The sequence below is a fragment of the Pseudomonas sp. NBRC 111133 genome (genome assembly GCF_001320605.1).
GTDB lineage: Bacteria > Pseudomonadota > Gammaproteobacteria > Pseudomonadales > Pseudomonadaceae > Aquipseudomonas > Aquipseudomonas monteilii.
The window spans coordinates 1-19,704 of record NZ_BCBJ01000064.1; the positions used below are offsets into that span (position 1 = coordinate 1).

Here is a 19,704-nt window from a genome sequence, read left to right on the forward strand (position 1 = left end):
GGCCGCCGTGCTCGACGTCATGGGCCAGGCTCGGCCAGCCGCCTTCGACGAACTGTTCGTAGGCTGCCTTGAAGCCAGTCGGGGTTTTGACGCCCGATTCGCTCCAGGTGCAGCCTTCCTGGTCACCCACACGGTTCAGCGGCGACAGCACCTGCTCACAGAACTTCGCGCCTTCTTCGAGGATCGCGTCGACCATGTCGGGCGTGGCGTCCTGGCAGCCCGGCAGGCTCTGATAGTGCGCCTCATAGCCAAGCAGCTCGTCGCGAACGAAGCGGATATCACGCAAGGGGGCTTTGTAATCAGGCATTGCGATGAACCTCTGAGTCAGTTCTGTGGGGTGACCAGCTCTTGGCGGCCGTCGTATCAAACAGTTGTTTGAAACTTACGTTTAGCACCGCATTCTGTCAAGGATGGACTATGGTGCCATTTACGCCACGAAAAATGGCAAATATGCCAGACCTAGAGAAAACAATGCCCCTGTGGGAGCGGGCGTGCCCGCGAAGGCGTCCGATCAGGCAATTGAGGTGCCTGATCTGACGCTTTCGCGGGCACACCCCCACAGGGGCTGTGTGTAATTCGAGGGAGCGCCCTCTCAGGCGTAAGTATCGATAATCCGGCCGAGCATTTCGTCGGATGCCTTGGCCATCTTTGCGCCAAGCTCGACTTCGGTTTTGCCCAAGGCCATCTGCACGGTGCTGGTGGCCAGGTCCATCTGCTGGCTGCGGTCGACCGCGCGCAAGCGCTCAGCCTGAAAGTCGCTGGACTGGCTGGTGGCGGTACGTTCGGCGGTGGCGTTTGCAATCTGGCCGGCGGCCTGATCGACGCGGTTCTGGCCGGCCTGGATTGCGCTCAGGCCCGCGTAGTAGGCGGAGCTACCGGTGATTTCCATGTCAGGACTCCATTGACGCTGGATGACGAACAGGCTCAATTAAAGCAGGCCTGTCGTGAAAAGGCCCGTTTAAATCCATAATGGCCTGGTGCTATCTGATAGGCCTTGGGTATTCCTGCACCGGCCTCTTCGCGGGCTTGCCCGCGAAAGGGCCGGGCCTGGAAACGACTAATCCAGCAGATCCAACTGAAGGTGTTCAGCCACCATATCGGCACTGGCGAGCTTCAGTTTGGGCACCCGCCCAAGGCAAGGCGCCGGCAAGCGCTCGGCCAGACTGGCCAGATTTTCTTCCAGCCGCGAAGTACGCGGCTCGATGATATTCGCCACCCACCCGGCCAACTGCAGCCCGTCACGCTCGATCGCCTCGGCACTGAGCAAGGCATGGCTGATACAGCCCAAGCGAACGCCCACAACCAGTATCACTGGCAATTTAAGGGCAACGGCAAGGTCCGAAAGGTTCTCCAACCCCGACAACGGCACACGCCAGCCACCCGCACCTTCAACCAACGTGAAGTCGGCATTTTGTTGCAGCACATTGCGCATCGCTGCCAACAGCGCGGGCACGGCCAGCGTCACCCCCGCCTCGCGCGCCGCCACATGCGGAGCAATCGCCGGCTCGAAGGCGAACGGGTTGACCTGCTCATACGGCAACTTGATCGTACTTTCATCGATCAGCGCCTGGGCATCACTATTGCGCAACCCTTTCGGGGTCATCGTGCAGCCCGAGGCCACCGGCTTGGCGCCCAGTGTGCTCATGCCCTGCAACCGCGCCGCATGCAACAGCCCGGCGGCGATGGTGGTCTTGCCGACATCGGTATCGGTACCGGCGATGAAATAGGCCTGGCTCATCGTGCTCCCCTTACGCCTGTGGCTTGCGCAACACACCATAGACCACTTGATAGGTGGCTGGCAGCCCCGCAGGCTGGCGAAATGCCTCATAGGCGTGCAGCAGGCCCTGCATGCGCGCCCGACCGGTAAGCCCGGACGGTCGCCCGGGGTTCAGGTTGTGTGCCCCCAACGCCTTGAGTTCATGGGTCAGGCTACGTACATCCGGGTAGTGCAGCACGTGTGGGCAACGTTGCAATTCAAGCTGTTCCAGCCCGCTGCCAGCACACAGGCGTTGATAATCCTCAAAACGCCGGAAGCGGTTCACATGCACCAGGCCATCCACTGCCTGCCAACTGGCCCGCAGTTCGTCGAGGGTACCCACGCAAAGGCTGCTGAAGGCCAGCACGCCGCCGGGGCGCAGCACACGCGACGCCTCTGCCAGCACGCTGGCAAACTGGTCGCACCACTGCACGGCCAGGCTGGAAAACACCAGATCGACGCAGGCATCACGCAGCGGCAGGCGCTCAGCATCACCCGCCACATGGTAATGCGCACCGCCCTGCTCATGACGAGCATGGCGCAGCATGCCTTCAGCGATATCCACCGCCACGCCACTGGTTTGCGCAAAGCGCTCGGCCAGGATGCGGCTGAAATGGCCGGTGCCGCTGCCCAGGTCCAGCCAATGTGAGGGCTGCATGCCTGCCGGCAATTGCTCCAGCAGGTGCAAACCCACTGCGCGCTGCAAGGCCGCCACGCTGTCGTAGCTGGCCGCAGCGCGGGAGAACGAGGCCGCCACCTGGCGTTTGTCGGGCAGCGCGCCAGGGGTTGGACGGGATAGGTCAGTCATCGCCACTCTCATGCAGGAAACTCTTGATGCCCGCCGCCAGCTCCTGCGGGTACTCCAGCAGGAATGCGTGGGAACTGTCTTCGACCAAGCCCACTTCCACATCGGGCAGCAACTCGCTCAACGCTTTTGCCGCCTCTGCCGGCACCAGTGCATCGCTACCGGCAAACAGGTGCAACTGCGGGCCAGCATAGGCCTGCAGGGCTTCACGGGTATCAAGCCTGGCCAGCACTTCAAGGCCTGTGGCCAGGTACAACGGGTCGGTATCCGGCACGCCGACACCCAGTTGCCGCAGCAACGTGCGCGGTTGCAGGGCGCCATCGCTGCACAGCGTGCGGAAGCGCTTGAGCGTGACCTGGGTATGGCTGCGGCAGCCATCGAGGAAGGTGCCGAAGGTGTCTTCGGCCATGCCATGGGGCCAGTCCGGGCGGGCCACGAAGCTGGGGTTGCTGGCCAGTGTCAGCAGGCCGCAGCAGTGGTCACCGCGCTTGTGTGCCAAGGCGCTGGCCAGCATGCCGCCCAGCGACCAGCCGCCCAGCCACACGTCGTTCGGCAGCTTCCGATCCAGGTGGTCGACCCAGGCCTGAACATCGCTGTCGGCCAATTCCGGCAAGGGCATCAGCTCCACCTGCAGGCGAGCGTCCTGGGCGCGCAGGCTCGCTGCCAGCGGCTCCAGGGAGGCAGTGCCCAGGCCCCAGCCGGGCAGCAGTACAAGGCGATTACGCATCGGCGTTCTCCAACTGTGGATAACACTCGGCCAATGCATTCAACAATAGCTGCACCTGCGCTTCGCTGTGCGCGGCGCTCAGGGTCACCCGCAGGCGCGCACTACCAGCCGGCACGGTGGGTGGGCGGATGGCCGTCACCAGCAAGCCGCGCTCGCGCAGCATGCGCGACAGGCGCAGGGCCTGTGCGCTGTCGCCGATCACAATGGGCTGGATCGGCGTTGGGCTGTCCATCAGTTGCAGCCCGATCTGTTGCGCGCCCTCGCGGAACTGGCGAATCAACGCCGCCAGGTGCTCACGTCGCCAAGTCTCGCGGCGCAGCAACTCCAGGCTCTTGAGCGTGGCACAGGCAAGTGCCGGTGGCTGGCTGGTGGTGTAGATGTAGGGGCGGGCAAATTGCACCAGCGCCTCGATCAGCGCTTCGCTGCCGGCGACAAAGGCACCGGCAGTACCGCAGGCCTTACCCAACGTGCCGATCAGCACCGGCACGTCTTCCACGCCCAGGCCGAAGTGCTCGACGATACCGCCGCCCTGCGTACCCAAGGTACCCAGACCATGGGCATCGTCGACCATCAGCCAGGCACCACGCGCCCGGGCGACATCAGCCAGTGCCGGCAGGTTGGCCAGGTCGCCGTCCATGCTGAACACGCCATCGGTCACCACCAGGGTATTGCCGACGGCCTTGTCCAGGCGGCTGGCCAGGCTGGCCGGGTCGTTGTGCAGGTAGCGGTTGAAGCGGGCACCACTGAGCAACCCGCCATCCAGCAGGGACGCGTGGTTCAAGCGGTCCTGCAGCACGGTGTCGCCCTGCCCCACCAATGCGGTGATAGCACCCAGGTTGGCCATGTAGCCGGTGGAGAACAGCAGCGCACGCGGGCGCCCGGTCAGTTCGGCCAGCGCCTCTTCAACCTGATGGTGCGGCGTGCTGTGGCCGACCACCAGATGCGAAGCGCCACCGCCCACACCCCAGCGCTCGGCGCCGGTCTGCCAGGCGGCGATCACTTCAGGGTGGTTGGCCAGGCCCAGGTAGTCATTGCTGCAGAAGGCCAGCAAGCGCTGGCCGTCGACCACCACCTCCGGCCCCTGCGGGCTTTCCAGCAGTGGCCGCTGCCGATACAGGTCTGCGGCGCGCCGTTCGGCCAGGCGCGCCGCCAGGTCGAAGGCCATGTCAGGCCGATGCAGCGTTGTAGAACATCTCGCTGCTGCGCTGTTCGACCAACGCCTGCTCGATAGCCGCCTGGTGCACTTCGTCGGCGTGCTCTTCACGCGCTTCAGGCTTGATGCCCAAGCGCGCGAACAGTTGCATGTCCTTGTCGGCTTGCGGGTTGGCGGTGGTCAGCAGTTTTTCGCCATAGAAAATCGAGTTGGCGCCAGCCATGAAGGCCAGAGCCTGCATCTGCTCGTTCATTTGCTCGCGGCCGGCGGACAGGCGCACGTGCGACTTGGGCATCAGCAAGCGGGCCACGGCCAGCATGCGGATGAAGTCGAACGGGTCCACATCCTCTTCCTCGGCCAGCGGCGTGCCGGCTACCTTGACCAGCATGTTGATCGGCACCGACTCCGGGTGCTCGGGCAGATTGGCCAACTGGATCAGCAGGCCCGCGCGGTCGTCCAGCGACTCACCCATGCCCAGGATGCCGCCAGAGCAGATCTTCATGCCGGCATCACGCACGTAGGCCAGGGTTTGCAGGCGCTCGCTGTAGGTGCGGGTGGTGATGATGCTGCCGTAGAACTCCGGCGAGGTGTCGAGGTTGTGGTTGTAGTAGTCCAGGCCCGCCTGGGCCAAGGCCACGGTTTGCTCCTGGTCGAGCTTGCCGAGGGTCATGCAGGTTTCAAGGCCCATGGCCTTCACCCCTTTGACCATCTCCAGCACATAAGGCATGTCTTTGGCCGACGGGTGCTTCCACGCTGCGCCCATACAGAAACGGGTGGAGCCAATGGCTTTGGCGCGGGCGGCTTCTTCAAGCACCTTCTGCACTTCCATCAGTTTCTGTTTTTCCAGCCCGGTGTTGTAGTGGCCGGACTGTGGACAATATTTGCAATCTTCCGGGCAGGCGCCGGTCTTAATCGACAGCAGGGTCGATACCTGCACGCGGTTCGGGTCGAAATGCGCGCGGTGCACGGTCTGCGCCTGGAATAGCAGGTCATTGAACGGTTGCTGGAACAACGCCTTGACCTCGGCCAGGGACCAGTCGTGACGTGTTGTTGCAGTTGTGCTGGCGCTCATCGGCGTTTCCTTGTTTAGGCTGTAGCTGGCGCCGAGACAGGAAAGCCCGCCAGCGCATCACGGATAGCTCGCATAGTCATGGAAGGCCTATGAACTGTCAACCATACTGGAAAAGACTGGTTTACAAGTGCTCACTTATTAATCAGTCGTGTTTGTTGTGTGATGAGCCTGCCGAGCAGGCCTACCCCCTGTGTATGGCCTGCGAGCAGGAATTGCCTTGGCTAGGTGATCATTGCCTGCGCTGCGCCCTGCCGCTGCCCATGGCGGGCCTGACCTGCGCCCAGTGCTGTCGCCACCTGCCGGCCTTCGACCGGGTGTTTGCGCTTTGGCAATTCGGCTTTCCGGTCGATACGCTGGTCAGCCGCTTCAAGCACAACCGGCAGTGGCCCTTGGGGCGGTTGATGGCTGAATTGCTCGGGCTTGGGCTGCGGCATCGCTTTGCCGAAGGGTTAGCCCGCCCTCACCTGCTGTTGCCGGTACCCTTGGCCAGGCGTCGACTGCGCGAACGAGGGTTCAACCAGGCGGGGATGCTTGGGCGTTGGTTGTCTTCGCAGCTTGGGCTGGTTTGCGACGAGCGGTTATTGGTGCGCACGCGCGAGACGCCTGCACAACAACAGCTGGACGCCAAGGCACGGCGGCGCAATCTACGTCAGGCGTTTGCGGTCACGGGCGATTTGACAGGCAAGCATGTCGCCATTGTCGATGATGTGGTAACCACCAGTGCCACCGTGCAGGCCATTGCCGAAGTGCTGCGCAAAGCCGGCGCGCAGCGTGTGGATGTGTATTGCCTGGCACGCACGTCCAAGCCGGGGTATGCATGACACTGCACAGTCCTACACAATCCACCCTCAGGCCCTTCACCTACAACGACTCAATGCTCATGACGCTGCCTACTTTGCTTACCCAGCACATCGCCCGCCGCCCCCAGCGCATTGCGCTGCTGCAGCACATTGCCGAGCAAGGCTCGATCACCCGCGCCGCCAAGGCTGCGAGCATCAGCTACAAGACCGCCTGGGATGCCATTGACGAGCTCAACAACCTGGCCAGCCAGCCCTTGGTGGAGCGCAGCGCCGGTGGCCGTGGCGGTGGCGGTGCGCGTTTGTCGCCGGAAGGCGAGCGGGTACTGCGCCTGTATCAGCGGCTGCAGGCCTTGCAGGCGCAAATCCTTGAAGCCGCCGAAGAGTCCAGCGACCTCGACCTGCTCGGCCGCCTGATGCTGCGCACCAGTGCGCGTAACCAGCTGCAGGGCCAGGTCAGCGGCCTGCGCCGTGAAGGCCGGTATGACCGTGTCAGCCTGGCATTGGGCGGCGGGCTGGAAATTGATGCGCTGATCACGCACGACAGTACCGCGCGGCTGGAGCTGACGTTGGGGACAATGGTGGTGGCGTTGCTCAAGGCTGGATGGGTGCGGTTGTTGGCGGAGGGAGAAGAGGCTGAAGCGGGCAGCAATTGCTTGAGCGCTACGGTGGAAGACGTGCTGACCGAGGATGACGGGCCTGGTGAGGTCCGGCTGGCGCTGGGCAATGGGCAGACGCTGTGTGCAATTGCCGAGGGGGATTGGTTGGCTGGCCAGCAGGTAGCAGCTGGCAGTTCTGTACGGGTGCAGTTTCATCCGTCCTATGTGCTGATCGGCGTTCCTGCCTAGCCTGGCCGCGCTTCGCGCGGTTCGCGGGCATGCCCGCTCCCACAGGAATTTCGCACACCTTGAAGGCTTCGCTGTACTTGTGGGAGCGGGCGCGCCCGCGAAGAGGCCGGTACAAGCGGAACGCGGTAACATGGCCCCATGCCGCTTATCCCCGGAGCCCCCATGTCCCACCCCTTCGACACCCTCACCCCTGACCTGGTCCTGGACGCCGTGGAAAGCATCGGCTTTCTCAGCGATGCACGGGTGCTGGCACTGAACAGCTACGAAAACCGCGTCTACCAGGTGGGCATCGAGGACGCGCAGCCGCTGATCGCCAAGTTCTACCGCCCAGGCCGCTGGAGCGATGCGGCCATCCTCGAAGAACACAGCTTCACCGCCGAACTGGCTGACTGCGAAGTGCCGGTGGTTGCGCCCCTGCAGCACGATGGCCGCACCTTGTTCGAACACCAGGGTTTCCGTTTCACCCTGTTCCCCCGCCGCGGTGGCCACGCTCCGGAGCCAGGCAACCTCGACCAGCTGTATCGCCTCGGCCAACTTCTCGGCCGCCTGCACGCCGTAGGCGCCAGCAAACCGTTCGAACACCGCGAGGCCCTGGCTGTGGACAACTTTGGCCACGCCTCGCTCAACACTTTGCTGGAAGGCGATTTTGTCCCGCGTGAGTTGTTGCCAGCATTCGAGTCCGTGGCCCGCGACGTGCTCAAGCGGGTCGAGGAGATCTACGCCCGCACGCCCCACCAGCTCATCCGCCTGCACGGCGACCTGCACCCCGGCAACCTGATGCACCGCGACGAGGTGTACCACGTGGTCGACCTCGACGACTGCCGCATGGGCCCGGCCGTGCAAGACCTGTGGATGATGCTGGCCGGCAGCCGCGAGGAGCGCCTGGGGCAGTTGGCCGAGCTGATCGACGGCTACAACGAGTTCCACGACTTCGACCCGCGCGAGCTTGCCCTGATCGAACCCCTGCGCGCCCTGCGCCAGCTGCACTACAGCGCCTGGCTGGCACGGCGCTGGGACGACCCGGCGTTCCCGCCGAGCTTCCCGTGGTTTGGCCAGCCCCGCTACTGGGGCGACCAGATTCTCGCCCTGCGCGAACAGATGGCGGCACTGGATGAAGCCCCGCTGAAATTGTTCTAGAAGCACGCCCGCCTCTGTCTACAATAGGCGTCGCTTTATTTAGCTACCTAAGCAAGGATTCTGCATGCACGCCGCAAACCCGCGTCGCGGGTACATATTGGGCCTCAGTGCCTACATCATCTGGGGCCTGTTCCCCTTGTACTTCAAGGCGATCCAGAGCGTCCCGGCGGTGGAGATCATTGTCCACCGGGTACTCTGGTCGGCATTGTTCGGCTCGCTGCTGCTACTGGTGTGGAAACACCCTGGCTGGTGGCGTGAACTGCGCGACAATCCACGCCGGCTGGGCATCCTGGCCCTGAGCGGGGCACTGATCGCCGGTAACTGGCTGACGTACGTGTGGTCGGTGAACAACGGCCGCATGCTCGAAGCCAGCTTGGGCTACTACATCAACCCGCTGATCAATGTGCTGTTGGGCATGCTGATTCTTGGCGAACGCCTGCGCCGCCTGCAGTGGCTGGCGGTGGGCATGGCCGCCGTGGGCGTGGCCCAGCAGGTGTGGCAAGTGGGCAGCCTGCCCTGGGTGTCGCTGGTGCTGGCGCTGAGCTTCGGCTTCTATGGGCTCATTCGCAAACAGGCGCCAGTGGCGGCATTGCCGGGCCTGGTAGTGGAAACCTGGATGCTGGTGCCGCTGGCCCTTGGCTGGCTGCTGCTGCACCCGGCGGCGATGAGTGCCCAAGGGGCGTTCTATACCAGCAGCGAGGCGCTGTGGCTGATGGCTGCCGGGCCGGTGACGCTGATACCGTTGGTGTGCTTCAACGCGGCGGCGCGGCACCTGCCGTACACCACGCTGGGCTTCTTGCAATACCTGGCACCCACACTGGTGTTGCTGCAGGCAGTGCTGCTGTTTGATGAGCACCTGTCGTCGAGCAACCTGGTGGCGTTCATGTTCATCTGGGCAGGTTTGGCCATTTACAGCGTCGATGCCTGGTTGAGTTTGCGCAAGCGAAGCTGATCAAAAAACGATCAAACCTCTGCAGGCCTTGTGATGCGCGGCCTGCAGAGACATCTCCAAAGGTTATCCACACCCTCGTCCCCGTGCTTTGTGCACAAGCTGCTGATTTTTGGGTGTTTTTTGAGCAAACCTGTGTAAGGCACGCTCGGCCTGGGCTGGAGAGGGGAACCCCCAGGTTATCCACAGGGCCTTCCCCGTGATATCGGGATAACCGCAGGGGGCCAGTCTCGAATCAATCCTCGGCACGCAAGTGCAACTCCACCATCAAGTCATCCGCCAGGCTTTCCAGCTTCTGCTGCAGCACATCCAGCGGCAAGGTCAACGGCAGCGCCAGCAGCGCATCAGCATGAAACAGCGGCTCGCTGCTCATCGGCGCAGGCCGCACCTCTGTGGAAAACCGCTCGACGTTCACCTGCAACTCCGCCAGCAAACGAGTAATGTCGCGCACGATCCCCGGCCGGTCGTTACCCACCAGTTCCATGGCAATCGGTTTCCATGTGCAAGAGGGCTCACTCCCGCTCTCGGCAATCAGCACCCGAATGTCATCCCTGGCCAACCCCTGCAGCGATGCCACCAGCTCAGCATAATTCTCAGCCGGCACCGCCACCCGCAGGATACCGGCAAACTGCCCGGCCATACGCGACATGCGGCTTTCCAGCCAGTTGCCACTGTGGTCGGCGATGCATTGGGCAATACGTTCGACCTGGCCGGCCTTGTCAGGGGCAATTACCGTCAGTACAAGATGATCCACAAGCCCTTCCTCGTGTCGAACCGCGCCGGGCGGCAGAAAATCGGGGGATCGACTCAGTATAGGCAAGGCGCGGCAACCTGCCGCAGGGCAATCCGCATAACCAATCGTGTACTGTTTCAAGATTTATCTGGAACAATCCACCTGTTTTTTGCGAACATACTCACTCCCAGCGTGACCATACGCGACCAACGGGTCGCATAACGGCGCTTTTAGTCTGATTTTGCCCCGCCTACTGCTTCATGTAGTATCCCGTGGCGCGGACTACAAAACGTCGTTTGGATGTCTGCCAAGGCGCCTGTGAAAATACGCACACTGCCCGCCAGCCAGTCTGGCAGGCCGCACCCAGCCGCGTCCGGCGCAACCCGGGGGCATGCACTGGTGCCGTGTTTAGAGAAGCGCTACAGGCTTAATACAGAAGAGCGAAATAGCTGAGCAGAGTGAGGCAAGCAATGACTGGATACGTTCAAGTCGGTGGCCTTCAGGTCGCCAAGGTCCTGTACGACTTCGTGAACAACGAAGCCATCCCCGGGACCGGCATCGTCGCCGAGCAGTTCTGGGCGGGTGCAGAGAAGATCATCAATGACCTCGCTCCAAAGAACAAAGCCCTGCTCGCCAAGCGCGACGAGCTGCAAGCCAAGATCGACGCCTGGCACCAGGCACGCAAAGGCCAGGCCCACGACGCCGCAGCCTACAAAGCATTCCTCCAGGAAATCGGCTACCTGCTGCCACAAGCCGACGATTTCCAGGCCACCACCCAGAACGTGGACGAAGAAATCGCCCACATGGCCGGCCCACAGCTGGTCGTTCCGGTGATGAACGCCCGCTTCGCCCTCAACGCCGCCAACGCCCGTTGGGGTTCGCTGTACGATGCGCTGTACGGCACCGACGCCATCAGCGATGAAGGCGGCGCCGAAAAAGGCCAGGGTTACAACAAGGTCCGTGGCGACAAAGTCATTGCCTTCGCCCGCGCCTTCCTCGACGAAGCCGCGCCACTGGCCGCCGGCTCGCACGTCGACTCCACCGGCTACCGCATCGAAGGCGGCAAACTGGTAGTGGCCCTTAAAGGCGGCAGCAACAGCGGCCTGCGTGATGACGCGCAACTGATCGGCTTCCACGGCGACGCCGCCGCGCCGACTGCCGTGCTGCTCAAGCACAACGGCCTGCACTTCGAAATCCAGGTCGATGCCAGCACCCCGGTTGGCAGCACCGACGCTGCAGGCGTGAAAGACATCCTGATGGAATCGGCACTGACCACCATCATGGACTGCGAAGACTCGGTTGCCGCTGTCGATGCCGACGACAAGGTGATCGTCTACCGCAACTGGCTGGGCCTGATGAAAGGCGACCTGGCCGAAAGCGTGAGCAAGGGTGGCAAAACCTTTACTCGCACCATGAACCCGGACCGCGAGTACGCCGCGCCAAACGGCGGCAGCGTGACCCTGCATGGCCGTTCGCTGCTGTTCGTGCGTAACGTTGGCCACCTGATGACCAACCCGGCGATTCTCGATGCCCAGGGCAACGAAATCCCTGAAGGTATCCAGGACGGCCTGTTCACCAACCTGATCGCCCTGCACAACCTCAACGGCAACACCACCCGCAAGAACACCCGCAGCGGCAGCGTGTACATCGTGAAGCCGAAGATGCACGGGCCGGAAGAAGTGGCCTTCGCCGCCGAAATCTTCAGCCAGGTCGAAGACCTGCTGGGCATGCCGCGCAACACCGTCAAGGTCGGCATCATGGACGAAGAGCGCCGCACCACGGTCAACCTCAAGTCCTGCATCAAGGCAGCCGCAGAACGCGTGGCGTTCATCAACACCGGTTTCCTCGACCGCACGGGCGATGAAATCCACACCTCGATGGAAGCCGGCGCCGTGGTGCGCAAGGGCGCCATGAAGAACGAGAAGTGGATCGGCGCCTACGAGAACAACAACGTCGACGTGGGCCTGGCCACCGGCCTGCAAGGCCGTGCGCAGATCGGCAAAGGCATGTGGGCCATGCCTGACCTGATGGCCGCCATGCTGGAGCAGAAAATCGCCCACCCGCTGGCCGGTGCCAACACCGCCTGGGTGCCGTCGCCGACTGCCGCCACCCTGCACGCCCTGCACTACCACAAGGTGGACGTACAGGCGCGCCAGCGTGAACTGGCGTCGCGTACCCCGGCTTCGGTAGACGACATCCTGGCCATCCCGCTGGCTGCCGATACCAACTGGTCGGTCGAAGAAATTCGCAACGAGCTGGACAACAACGCCCAGGGCATCCTCGGCTACGTGGTGCGCTGGATCGACCAGGGCGTGGGTTGCTCGAAGGTGCCGGACATCAACAACGTCGGCCTGATGGAAGACCGCGCCACCCTGCGTATTTCGGCCCAGTTGCTGGCCAACTGGCTGCGCCATGGCGTAGTCAGCCAGGAGCAAGTGCTGGAAAGTCTCAAACGCATGGCCGTGGTGGTTGACCAGCAGAACGCCGGCGACGCCCTGTACCGCCCGATGGCGCCGAACTTCGACGACAACGTCGCGTTCCAGGCCGCTGTCGAGCTGGTGGTGGAAGGAGGCAAGCAGCCGAACGGCTACACCGAGCCGGTGCTGCACCGTCGTCGCCGCGAATTCAAGGCGCGTAACGGGCTGTAAATCGAAAGGGGCCGCTTTGCGGCCCCTTTCTGCATCACTCTATTTTCAGTTCTCTCTTCACCAGGTCCAGCAGCTTGCCCAGGTCCACAGGCTTGAGCAGGAAATCCACCACCCCCAGGTGCATCACGTCCACTGCCTCCTTCACATCGGTGTCGCCCGACACCACGATGATCGACAACGCCGCCCGCTCCGACTCACGAATCGTCCGGATCAAGTCCAGGCCATCCTCGGGCTGCATGCGCAAATCCGTAATCATCAAACCAATCCGCTGCTGGTAATGCAGGTACAGCCTGGCCTCCTGCGCCCCGTCCGCCCCTACCGCATCGATGCCCCGGCTTTTCAGGTACAGGATCAGCGCCTCGCGGTTAACCGCGTTATCGTCCACCACCAGCACCAACGGCCTTGGCGCCACAGGCGCACTCACCACGGCCAATGCCTCGCGCTCGGCGTCGCTCAGGATGTCGGTTTGCTCAGGCATGGTCATCTCGTCAAAAAAATTCCGCTTCAGCAGTAGGACCACTTTACTTGCGTAACCCGGTGCGCCTTTCGTCGGGTCTTTGACAGGCGTGCTCATAGACTTACGTCCAATGGGCACCACCCCGCCGCAAGCCGACCATGGAGGCAGAGAACAACAGGGCCGGCACCTATATATAGATATATATAGTTCGGCATAGCGATACGGTCAGTTTCATGAGCAAAAAGGACGCCTACAGCCAGGCGGGCAGGACGGCAGTGCTGCAGAACATCCAGGGCACCCTGCAGTTTCTGCAGCGCTTCCCGCCGTTCAACCAGATGGAGCACAGCCACCTGGCCTTCCTGGTGGAACAGTGCCAGCTGCGCTTCTATGCCAGCGGCGAAAGCATCGTCAAACCTGCCGACGGGCCGGTGGAGCACTTCTACATCGTCAAGCAGGGGCGAGTGGTTGGCGAGCGCCAGCACCTGGTCAAACCGGGCGTGGAGACCACCTTCGAAATCACCAGCGGCGAATGCTTCCCTCTGGCCGCACTGCTGGGCGAACGGGCGACCCGCACCGAGCACCTGGCCGGTGAAGACACCTTCTGCCTGCAGTTGAACAAAGCCGCGTTCATCCGCGTGTTCTCGATGTCTGAAGTGTTTCGGGATTTTGCCTTGCGTGGGGTCAGCAGCCTGCTCGACCAGGTCAACCAACAGGTACGCCAGCGCGCGGTGGAAACCCTCGGTACCCAGTACTCACTGAACACCCCGCTGGGTGAGCTGGCCATGCGTCACCCGGTGGTGTGCAGCGCCGATACACCGTTGCGCGATGCCGTGCGGCTGATGCACGAACAGCAGGTCGGCAGCATCGTGGTGATCGACCTGCAGCGCTACCCTGTCGGCATCTTTACCCTGCGCGATCTGCGCCAGGTGGTGGCGTCGATGGATGCGGACCTGGGCGCCCCCATCGAGCGGCACATGACCGCCAAGCCCTTCTACCTCAGCCCCCAGGCCAGCGCCTTCGACGCGGCCATGGCCATGACCGAACGGCATATCGCCCACGTGTGCCTGGTGGAAAACCGACGCCTGTGCGGGGTGGTTTCCGAGCGTGACCTGTTCTCGCTGCAACGGGTCGACCTGGTGCACCTGGCGCGTACCATCCGCCATGCGCCTCGGCTGGACACCCTGGTTTCGCTGCGCGGTGAAATCAGCCAGCTGGTCGAGCGCATGCTCGCCCACGGCGCATCGTCCACGCAGATCACCCAGATCATCACCCTGCTCAACGACCACACCGTGTGCCGGGTGATCGAGCTGGCACTGGCCGAGCGCGGCGACCCAGGTGTGCCATTCAGCTGGCTGTGCTTCGGCAGCGAAGGGCGGCGCGAGCAAACCCTGCACACCGACCAGGACAACGGCATCCTCTTCGAGGCCGCCGACAGCGCCGAGGCCGACAGCATCCGTGCGCGCCTGCTGCCGCTGGCGCAGTACATCAACCAGTGCCTGGCACAGTGCGGCTTTACCCTGTGCAAGGGCAACATCATGGCCGGCAACCCTGAATTGTGCCTGTCGCGCAGCGAGTGGGCACGGCGCTTTGCCGGTTTTGTCCGCGAAGCCAGCCCGGAGAACCTGCTGGGCTCCAGCATCTATTTCGACCTGCGCGTAGTGTGGGGCGACGAGCAAGGCTGCGAGCAGTTACGCCAGAGCCTTCTGGCGCGAGTAGCCGACAACCGCCTCTTCCAGCGCATGCTGGCCGACAATGCCCTGCGCCAGCGCCCACCGGTGGGCCGCCTGCGCGAATTCGTGCTGACCCGCCTGGGCAACGACAAGGCCGCCACCCTCGACCTCAAGGTCCAGGGCCTGACGCCCTTCGTCGATGGCGCACGCTTGCTGGCCCTGGCCAATGGCATCGGCGCCTGCAATACCCTGGAGCGCCTGCGCCAACTGGTGGCCAAGGGCGTGATCGAGCCGCTGGATGGCGCTGCCTATGAAGAGGCTTATCACTTCATCCAGCAGACCCGCATGCAGCAGCATCAGCGCCAGACCCGCGACAACCTGCCGTACTCCAACCGGCTCGACCCGGACAGCCTCAACCACCTGGACCGGCGCATCCTGCGCGAGTCCCTGCGCCAGGCCCAACGCCTGCAAAGCAGCCTGGCCTTGCGGTATCAGCTATGAGCCTGTTCGCCTGGCTGCGCCCCAGCGCGCCCGAGCTGGACCACGCCATGCGTCAGCGCCTGGCCCGGCAGCCCAAGCCCGCGCCGTTGGGTGTGTGCAGTTTGCGTGAGCAGCGCTGGGTAGTGCTGGACCTGGAAACCAGCGGGCTTAACCCCAACCGTGACCAAGTGTTGTCGATCGGGGCGGTGGCCATCGAGGACGGTGCCATCGATTTTGCGCAACAGTTCGAACGTACCCTGCACCGGCCTTTGCAGAAAACCAACGCCAGCGTGTTGATCCACGGCCTGGGGCCTGGGGCCTTGGCCGCCGGTTGCGACCCGGCCGAGGCCTTGCTGGATTTGCTCGATTTCATTGGTGACAGCCCGGTGCTGGCGTTTCATGCGCCATTCGACCAACGCATGCTGGCGCGGGCGCTGAAGGAAAGCCTGGGTTACCGCTTGCAGTCACCGTTCCTCGATGTGGCCGAACTGGCGCCGATGCTTAACCCTGACACCGTGCTGCGCGAGGCCGGGCTGGATGACTGGGTCGCGCGGTTTGGCTTGCAGGTGGAAGAACGCCACCATGCCAGTGCCGATGCACAGGTAACGGCTGAGCTGGCACTGATTTTGTTCAGCCAAGCCCGGCGCCAGCAGCTGGACAGCCCGTTGCAGCTGGAGCAGCGGTTGCGAGGGTGGCGGCGGCGAAACGCCCAGAGTCATGGGCTGTAGGGCGTGGTTTTTATTGCGCCTGTGAGATCGAGCACCGCCCGCGCAGCGGATCGCTCGCTCCTACGTTTGTTTTCGGCCAGTAACGCCTGTGACAGGCGCGCGCGACCGCCTTGTTTGTACGACGCGATATCGAGCCATACGCCAAAGCATTCGCGCGTAAATCCCGCAGGAATAATTGGCCCGAAACAAACGTAGGAGCGAGCGATAGCTCGCGATCCGCCGCGCGGGCGGAGCTCGATTTCACAAGCGCTAAAAGACTCAAGCCAGCCCTATCAGCCTTTTCCATGATGGCAATCCGATAAGCGTCCATTGCCCCCACCCCCTCCCCTCTGCAACAATCGCGAATAATTATCGTTAGTTAATGCATACGTTCCGGGGGGACGCTGCTTGTCTTCTGCACAGAGCCCACACGCCGATCTGGTCGGTGCGCTGTACCGCGACCATCGCGGCTGGCTGCTCGCCTGGCTGCAACGCAGCACGGCCTGCCGCCAACGTGCCGAAGACTTGAGCCAGGACACCTTCGTGCGCCTGCTCGGTCGCGAGCAACTGGACACCCCCCGCGAACCCCGCGCTTTCCTCGCCGCCGTGGCCAAGGGGCTGATGTTCGACCACTTCCGCCGCGCGGCGCTGGAACAGGCCTACCTGGCCGAGCTGGCGCTGATCCCGGAAGCCCAACAGCCCTCGCCCGAAGTGCAGCACCTGATCCTCGAAGACCTCAAGGCCATCGACCGCCTGCTGGGCAAGCTGTCGAGCAAGGCCCGGGCGGCGTTCCTGCACAACCGTCTGGACGGCATGGGCCATGCCGAGATCGCCGAGCGCCTGGGCGTTTCGGTATCGCGCGTGCGCCAGTACATTGCCCAAGGCATGCGCCAGTGCTACGTGGCCCTGTACGGGGAGCCAACGTGAGCAACGCACCGGTTTCGTCCCGGGTACTGGAAGCCGCCATCGCCTGGAAACTGAGCCTCGGCGACGCCAGCGGCACACCGGATGAACGCAACGAATTCATGCGCTGGCATGCCGCCAGCGAAGAACACGCGCGGGCCTGGCGCCAGCTCGGCGCCATGGACCAACGGGTCAGCGCGGCGGCCGGCCCGGCACGCCAGGCCCTGCTGCAATCGCGCGTCAGCCTGCGGCGCCGAATCGGCAAGGTTGGCGGCGGGCTGGCCGGGATGTTCCTGCTCGGTTCACTGCTGGCTTGGGTCGGCGCCCCGTCGCTGGCACCCAGCTACTGGCTGGCCGACCAGCGCACCGCAACTGGCGAGTTACGTACCTTGCGCCTGCAAGACGGCACATTGCTGAGCCTGAACACCCACACCGCCGTCGATATCGACTACGCAGGCGAACACCGGGTGATCGTGCTGCACCAAGGTGAAATTTCGGTCGAAACCGGCCACCAGGACCCGCGTCCGCTGCTGGTACGCACCGACGATGGCCGCCTGCGGCCACTGGGCACGCGCTTCCTGGTGCGCCGCGAAGCCGACGGTACGCGCCTGGAAGTGCTGCAAGCCTCGGTTGCGGCCATGCCGCATAACAGTGGCGACGAGCAAGTGCTGCGTGAAGGCCAGCAAGTGTTGATGAACGCCAACGGCCTCGGCCGGATCGGCGAGGTGCCCGCCGGTGCCGATGCCTGGACCCGGGGCATGCTGGTGGTCGACAACGTGCGCCTGGGCGACCTGCTGGCCGCGCTGGGCCAGTACCGCAGGGGCCACCTCGGGGTGGACGCCAAGGTCGCCGACCTGCGCGTGACCGGCAGCTTCCCGCTGACCGACACCGACCTGGCGCTGGCATCGCTGGTGCCGGCTTTGCCGGTGAAAATCGAGCGGCATACCCAGTGGTGGGTGAACGTGGTGCCGAAGTAAGGCTGAACGCCAAAAATACTGCTCGATATTTTTCAGATCAGCCCTGTCACTTTTCAAATCTCGCTCGGCAAGGAAGCAGTTAGCACTTATCCGTCCAGGAGCCACTGCATGTCCCGTGCTGTTGATCGTATCTTGCGCCCTAGCCTGATGGCCCTTGCCATCGCCGTAACCGCGCCATTGGCCAGCCCTGTCCTGTGCGCCGCCGAGCAATCCGCTGCGCGCGCCTATGACCTGCCCAGCGCCCCGCTGGCCACCACCCTGAACCAGATCGCCAGCCAGGCCGGTATCGCCTTGGCCATCGACCCGGCGTTGGTCAGCGGCCGCACCTCGGCCCCGGTGACCGGCCAGTACGACGGCCTCGGTGCCCTGCAAGCCGCCCTGCGCGGCACTGGCCTGCAACTGCAACAAAGCAGCGTAGGCAGCTACAGCCTGGTGGCTACGCCGGAAGGGACACTGGCGTTACCAGAAACAGCGATCAACGCTACAGCCAATTATGAAAGCGCCTGGGGGGCGGTCGAGGGTTACACCGCAACCCGCACGGCAGCAGGCACCAAGACAGACACGGCCATCGCCGAACTACCCCGCTCGGTAACCGTGATCACTCGGCAGCAGATGGAAGATCGTCCAGTACTCAGCCTGAATGATGCCCTGCGCTATACGGCAGGCGTGCAGAGCAGCGGCTACGGCTCCGACTCCCGCAGCGACTGGTTGCTGGTACGTGGTTTTGTGCCCACCCAGTTCCTCGATGGCCTGCCATTACCCAAGGGGAACTATGCCACCCCCAAGATCGAACCCTGGAACCTGGAGCGCATCGCCGTGCTGCGCGGCCCGGCTTCATCCGTGTACGGCCAGACCCCGCCAGGCGGGTTGCTGGACATGACCAGCCGTCGGCCGCAGCTGGAAAGCAGCCATGAAATCGAAGCCCAGGTTGGCAGCAACAATCACAAGCAGATCAACTTCGACAGCACCGGCAAGCTCGACGATGCAGGCCAGTTCCTGTACCGGGTGAGCGGTACCGTGCGTGACAGCGGCTCGCCAATCGACCATATACCGGACAAGCGCTATAACATCGCGCCCAGTCTGACCTGGAACATCAACGACGACACCAAGCTGACCTTCATCTCCCAGTACACCCGCGATGATACGGGCATTACTGGCCAGTTCTTGCCGCTGCAAGGCACCAAGCTGGACAGCCCGGCGGGCAAGATTTCTCACCACAAGAACCTGGGTGACCCGGATTGGGAGTCCTACGACCGCACCTACTACCACCTCGGCTATGCGTTCGAAACCCGCCTGAATGACACCTGGCAGTTCCGCCAGAACCTGCGCTATGCACGCAACGAACTGGACTTCAAGGGCATTACCGCCGGTGGCTCGATCTGGCCAGCCGGGCCGGACGAAGCCGTCAGCGCCGATGGCACCGTGCAACGTACTGCCGGTATCGTCGAAGAAGATATCTCCCAGTTCGCAGTGGACAACAACTTCCAGGCCGACTTCCAGACTGGCCAACTCTCCCATACCCTGCTGCTGGGCCTCGACCATCAGCGCTCGGACAGCAACGCTCGCTGGCGTTGGGGCTCGGCCGGTGTGCCATCAAGCAATATCCATAACCCGATTTACGGCCAGGATTTCTCGAACGTTCAGTACTTCGACATGTACGACTACGATCAGAAAACCCAGCAGACCGGCCTGTACGTCCAAGACCAGATGGCCTTGGACAACTGGCGCCTGACCCTGGGTGGTCGTGAGGACTGGGTGCACACCGGCACCACCTTCCACAATCAGGGCGACGCTACCAATACCCAGCGCGACAAGAAGTTCAGTGGTAACGCAGCGCTCAGCTATGTGTTCGATAACGGCCTGACGCCTTACATCTCGTATGCCG

Annotated in this window: 19 protein-coding genes; 10 read left to right on the plus strand and 9 right to left on the minus strand. The window is 63.3% G+C overall.

The genetic code is table 11. The annotated features are described in order from the left end of the window. The 7 genes from APH36_RS13830 to bioB form a co-directional block, all read right to left on the minus strand. A partial coding sequence (locus APH36_RS13830) for an acyl-CoA dehydrogenase N-terminal domain-containing protein (RefSeq protein WP_177337103.1) occupies positions 1-307 on the minus strand: 307 nt, incomplete at its 3' end. A gap of 285 nt (positions 308-592) precedes the next feature. Further along, positions 593-889, minus strand: a complete 297-nt coding sequence (locus tag APH36_RS13835; RefSeq protein WP_060499093.1) for a hypothetical protein — start codon at positions 887-889, stop codon at positions 593-595. 168 nt (positions 890-1,057) lie between these two features. Continuing rightward, positions 1,058-1,738 carry a dethiobiotin synthase gene (gene bioD, locus APH36_RS13840; protein ID WP_060499094.1) on the minus strand — a complete coding sequence of 227 codons (681 nt, stop codon included), beginning with the start codon at positions 1,736-1,738 and terminating at the stop codon, positions 1,058-1,060. Between the two features lie 10 nt (positions 1,739-1,748). Continuing rightward, the gene (gene bioC, locus APH36_RS13845; protein WP_060499095.1) at positions 1,749-2,564 is read right to left on the minus strand and encodes a malonyl-ACP O-methyltransferase BioC; all 816 of its coding nucleotides are present in this window, start codon (positions 2,562-2,564) and stop codon (positions 1,749-1,751) included. Beyond that, entirely contained in the window at positions 2,557-3,288 is a 732-nt protein-coding gene (locus tag APH36_RS13850; RefSeq protein WP_060499096.1) for an alpha/beta fold hydrolase, read from the minus strand. Before APH36_RS13850 ends, bioC begins: the two co-directional genes overlap by 8 nt. Beyond that, positions 3,281-4,453, minus strand: coding sequence for an 8-amino-7-oxononanoate synthase (bioF, locus tag APH36_RS13855; protein ID WP_060499097.1), 1,173 nt, complete (start codon positions 4,451-4,453; stop codon positions 3,281-3,283). Before bioF ends, APH36_RS13850 begins: the two co-directional genes overlap by 8 nt. Position 4,454: 1 nt before the next feature. Continuing rightward, a complete protein-coding gene (gene bioB, locus APH36_RS13860; protein ID WP_016714563.1) occupies positions 4,455-5,513 on the minus strand; it encodes a biotin synthase BioB in 1,059 nt (352 codons plus the stop codon). 89 nt (positions 5,514-5,602) lie between these two features. On the opposite strand from bioB, the gene APH36_RS13865 reads away from it, so the two are divergent. The 4 genes from APH36_RS13865 to rarD all read left to right on the plus strand — a co-directional run bounded on the left by APH36_RS13865 (position 5,603) and on the right by rarD (position 9,247). Continuing rightward, on the plus strand, positions 5,603-6,334 hold the full coding sequence (locus tag APH36_RS13865; RefSeq protein ID WP_060499098.1) for a ComF family protein: 732 nt from the start codon (positions 5,603-5,605) through the stop codon (positions 6,332-6,334). A gap of 59 nt (positions 6,335-6,393) precedes the next feature. Further along, the gene (locus APH36_RS13870; RefSeq protein WP_060499099.1) at positions 6,394-7,158 is read left to right on the plus strand and encodes a TOBE domain-containing protein; all 765 of its coding nucleotides are present in this window, start codon (positions 6,394-6,396) and stop codon (positions 7,156-7,158) included. Positions 7,159-7,320: 162 nt separating this feature from the next. Further along, a complete protein-coding gene (locus tag APH36_RS13875; protein ID WP_060499100.1) occupies positions 7,321-8,295 on the plus strand; it encodes a serine/threonine protein kinase in 975 nt (324 codons plus the stop codon). Positions 8,296-8,359: 64 nt separating this feature from the next. Further along, on the plus strand, positions 8,360-9,247 hold the full coding sequence (gene rarD / locus APH36_RS13880; protein WP_060499101.1) for an EamA family transporter RarD: 888 nt from the start codon (positions 8,360-8,362) through the stop codon (positions 9,245-9,247). Between the two features lie 232 nt (positions 9,248-9,479). Here rarD and APH36_RS13885 read toward each other — a convergent pair whose 3' ends face one another. Further along, complete coding sequence (locus APH36_RS13885; RefSeq protein WP_060499102.1) at positions 9,480-9,998, minus strand: glycine cleavage system protein R; 519 nt, start codon at positions 9,996-9,998, stop codon at positions 9,480-9,482. Between the two features lie 449 nt (positions 9,999-10,447). On the opposite strand from APH36_RS13885, the gene APH36_RS13890 reads away from it, so the two are divergent. Continuing rightward, positions 10,448-12,625 (plus strand): malate synthase G, encoded by a 2,178-nt coding sequence (locus APH36_RS13890; protein ID WP_060499103.1) that lies wholly within the window; start codon positions 10,448-10,450, stop codon positions 12,623-12,625. A gap of 34 nt (positions 12,626-12,659) precedes the next feature. Here APH36_RS13890 and APH36_RS13895 read toward each other — a convergent pair whose 3' ends face one another. After that, complete coding sequence (locus tag APH36_RS13895; protein WP_060499104.1) at positions 12,660-13,199, minus strand: response regulator; 540 nt, start codon at positions 13,197-13,199, stop codon at positions 12,660-12,662. A 116-nt stretch (positions 13,200-13,315) separates the two neighbouring features. Between APH36_RS13895 and APH36_RS13900 the strand changes: the two genes are divergently transcribed. The 5 genes from APH36_RS13900 to APH36_RS13920 all read left to right on the plus strand — a co-directional run. Beyond that, a complete protein-coding gene (locus tag APH36_RS13900) occupies positions 13,316-15,253 on the plus strand; it encodes a DUF294 nucleotidyltransferase-like domain-containing protein (protein WP_060499105.1) in 1,938 nt (645 codons plus the stop codon). Continuing rightward, complete coding sequence (locus tag APH36_RS13905; protein WP_060499106.1) at positions 15,250-15,960, plus strand: PolC-type DNA polymerase III; 711 nt, start codon at positions 15,250-15,252, stop codon at positions 15,958-15,960. The genes APH36_RS13900 and APH36_RS13905 overlap by 4 nt, the downstream gene beginning before the upstream one ends. 387 nt (positions 15,961-16,347) lie before the next feature. After that, positions 16,348-16,866: an RNA polymerase sigma factor gene (locus APH36_RS13910; RefSeq protein ID WP_060499107.1), complete on the plus strand. Its 519-nt coding sequence runs from the start codon at positions 16,348-16,350 to the stop codon at positions 16,864-16,866. Further along, the gene (locus tag APH36_RS13915; RefSeq protein WP_060499108.1) at positions 16,863-17,819 is read left to right on the plus strand and encodes a FecR domain-containing protein; all 957 of its coding nucleotides are present in this window, start codon (positions 16,863-16,865) and stop codon (positions 17,817-17,819) included. Before APH36_RS13910 ends, APH36_RS13915 begins: the two co-directional genes overlap by 4 nt. 108 nt (positions 17,820-17,927) lie before the next feature. Beyond that, positions 17,928-19,704 (plus strand): TonB-dependent siderophore receptor (locus APH36_RS13920; RefSeq protein WP_060499109.1); only part of this gene is annotated, 1,777 nt, incomplete at its 3' end.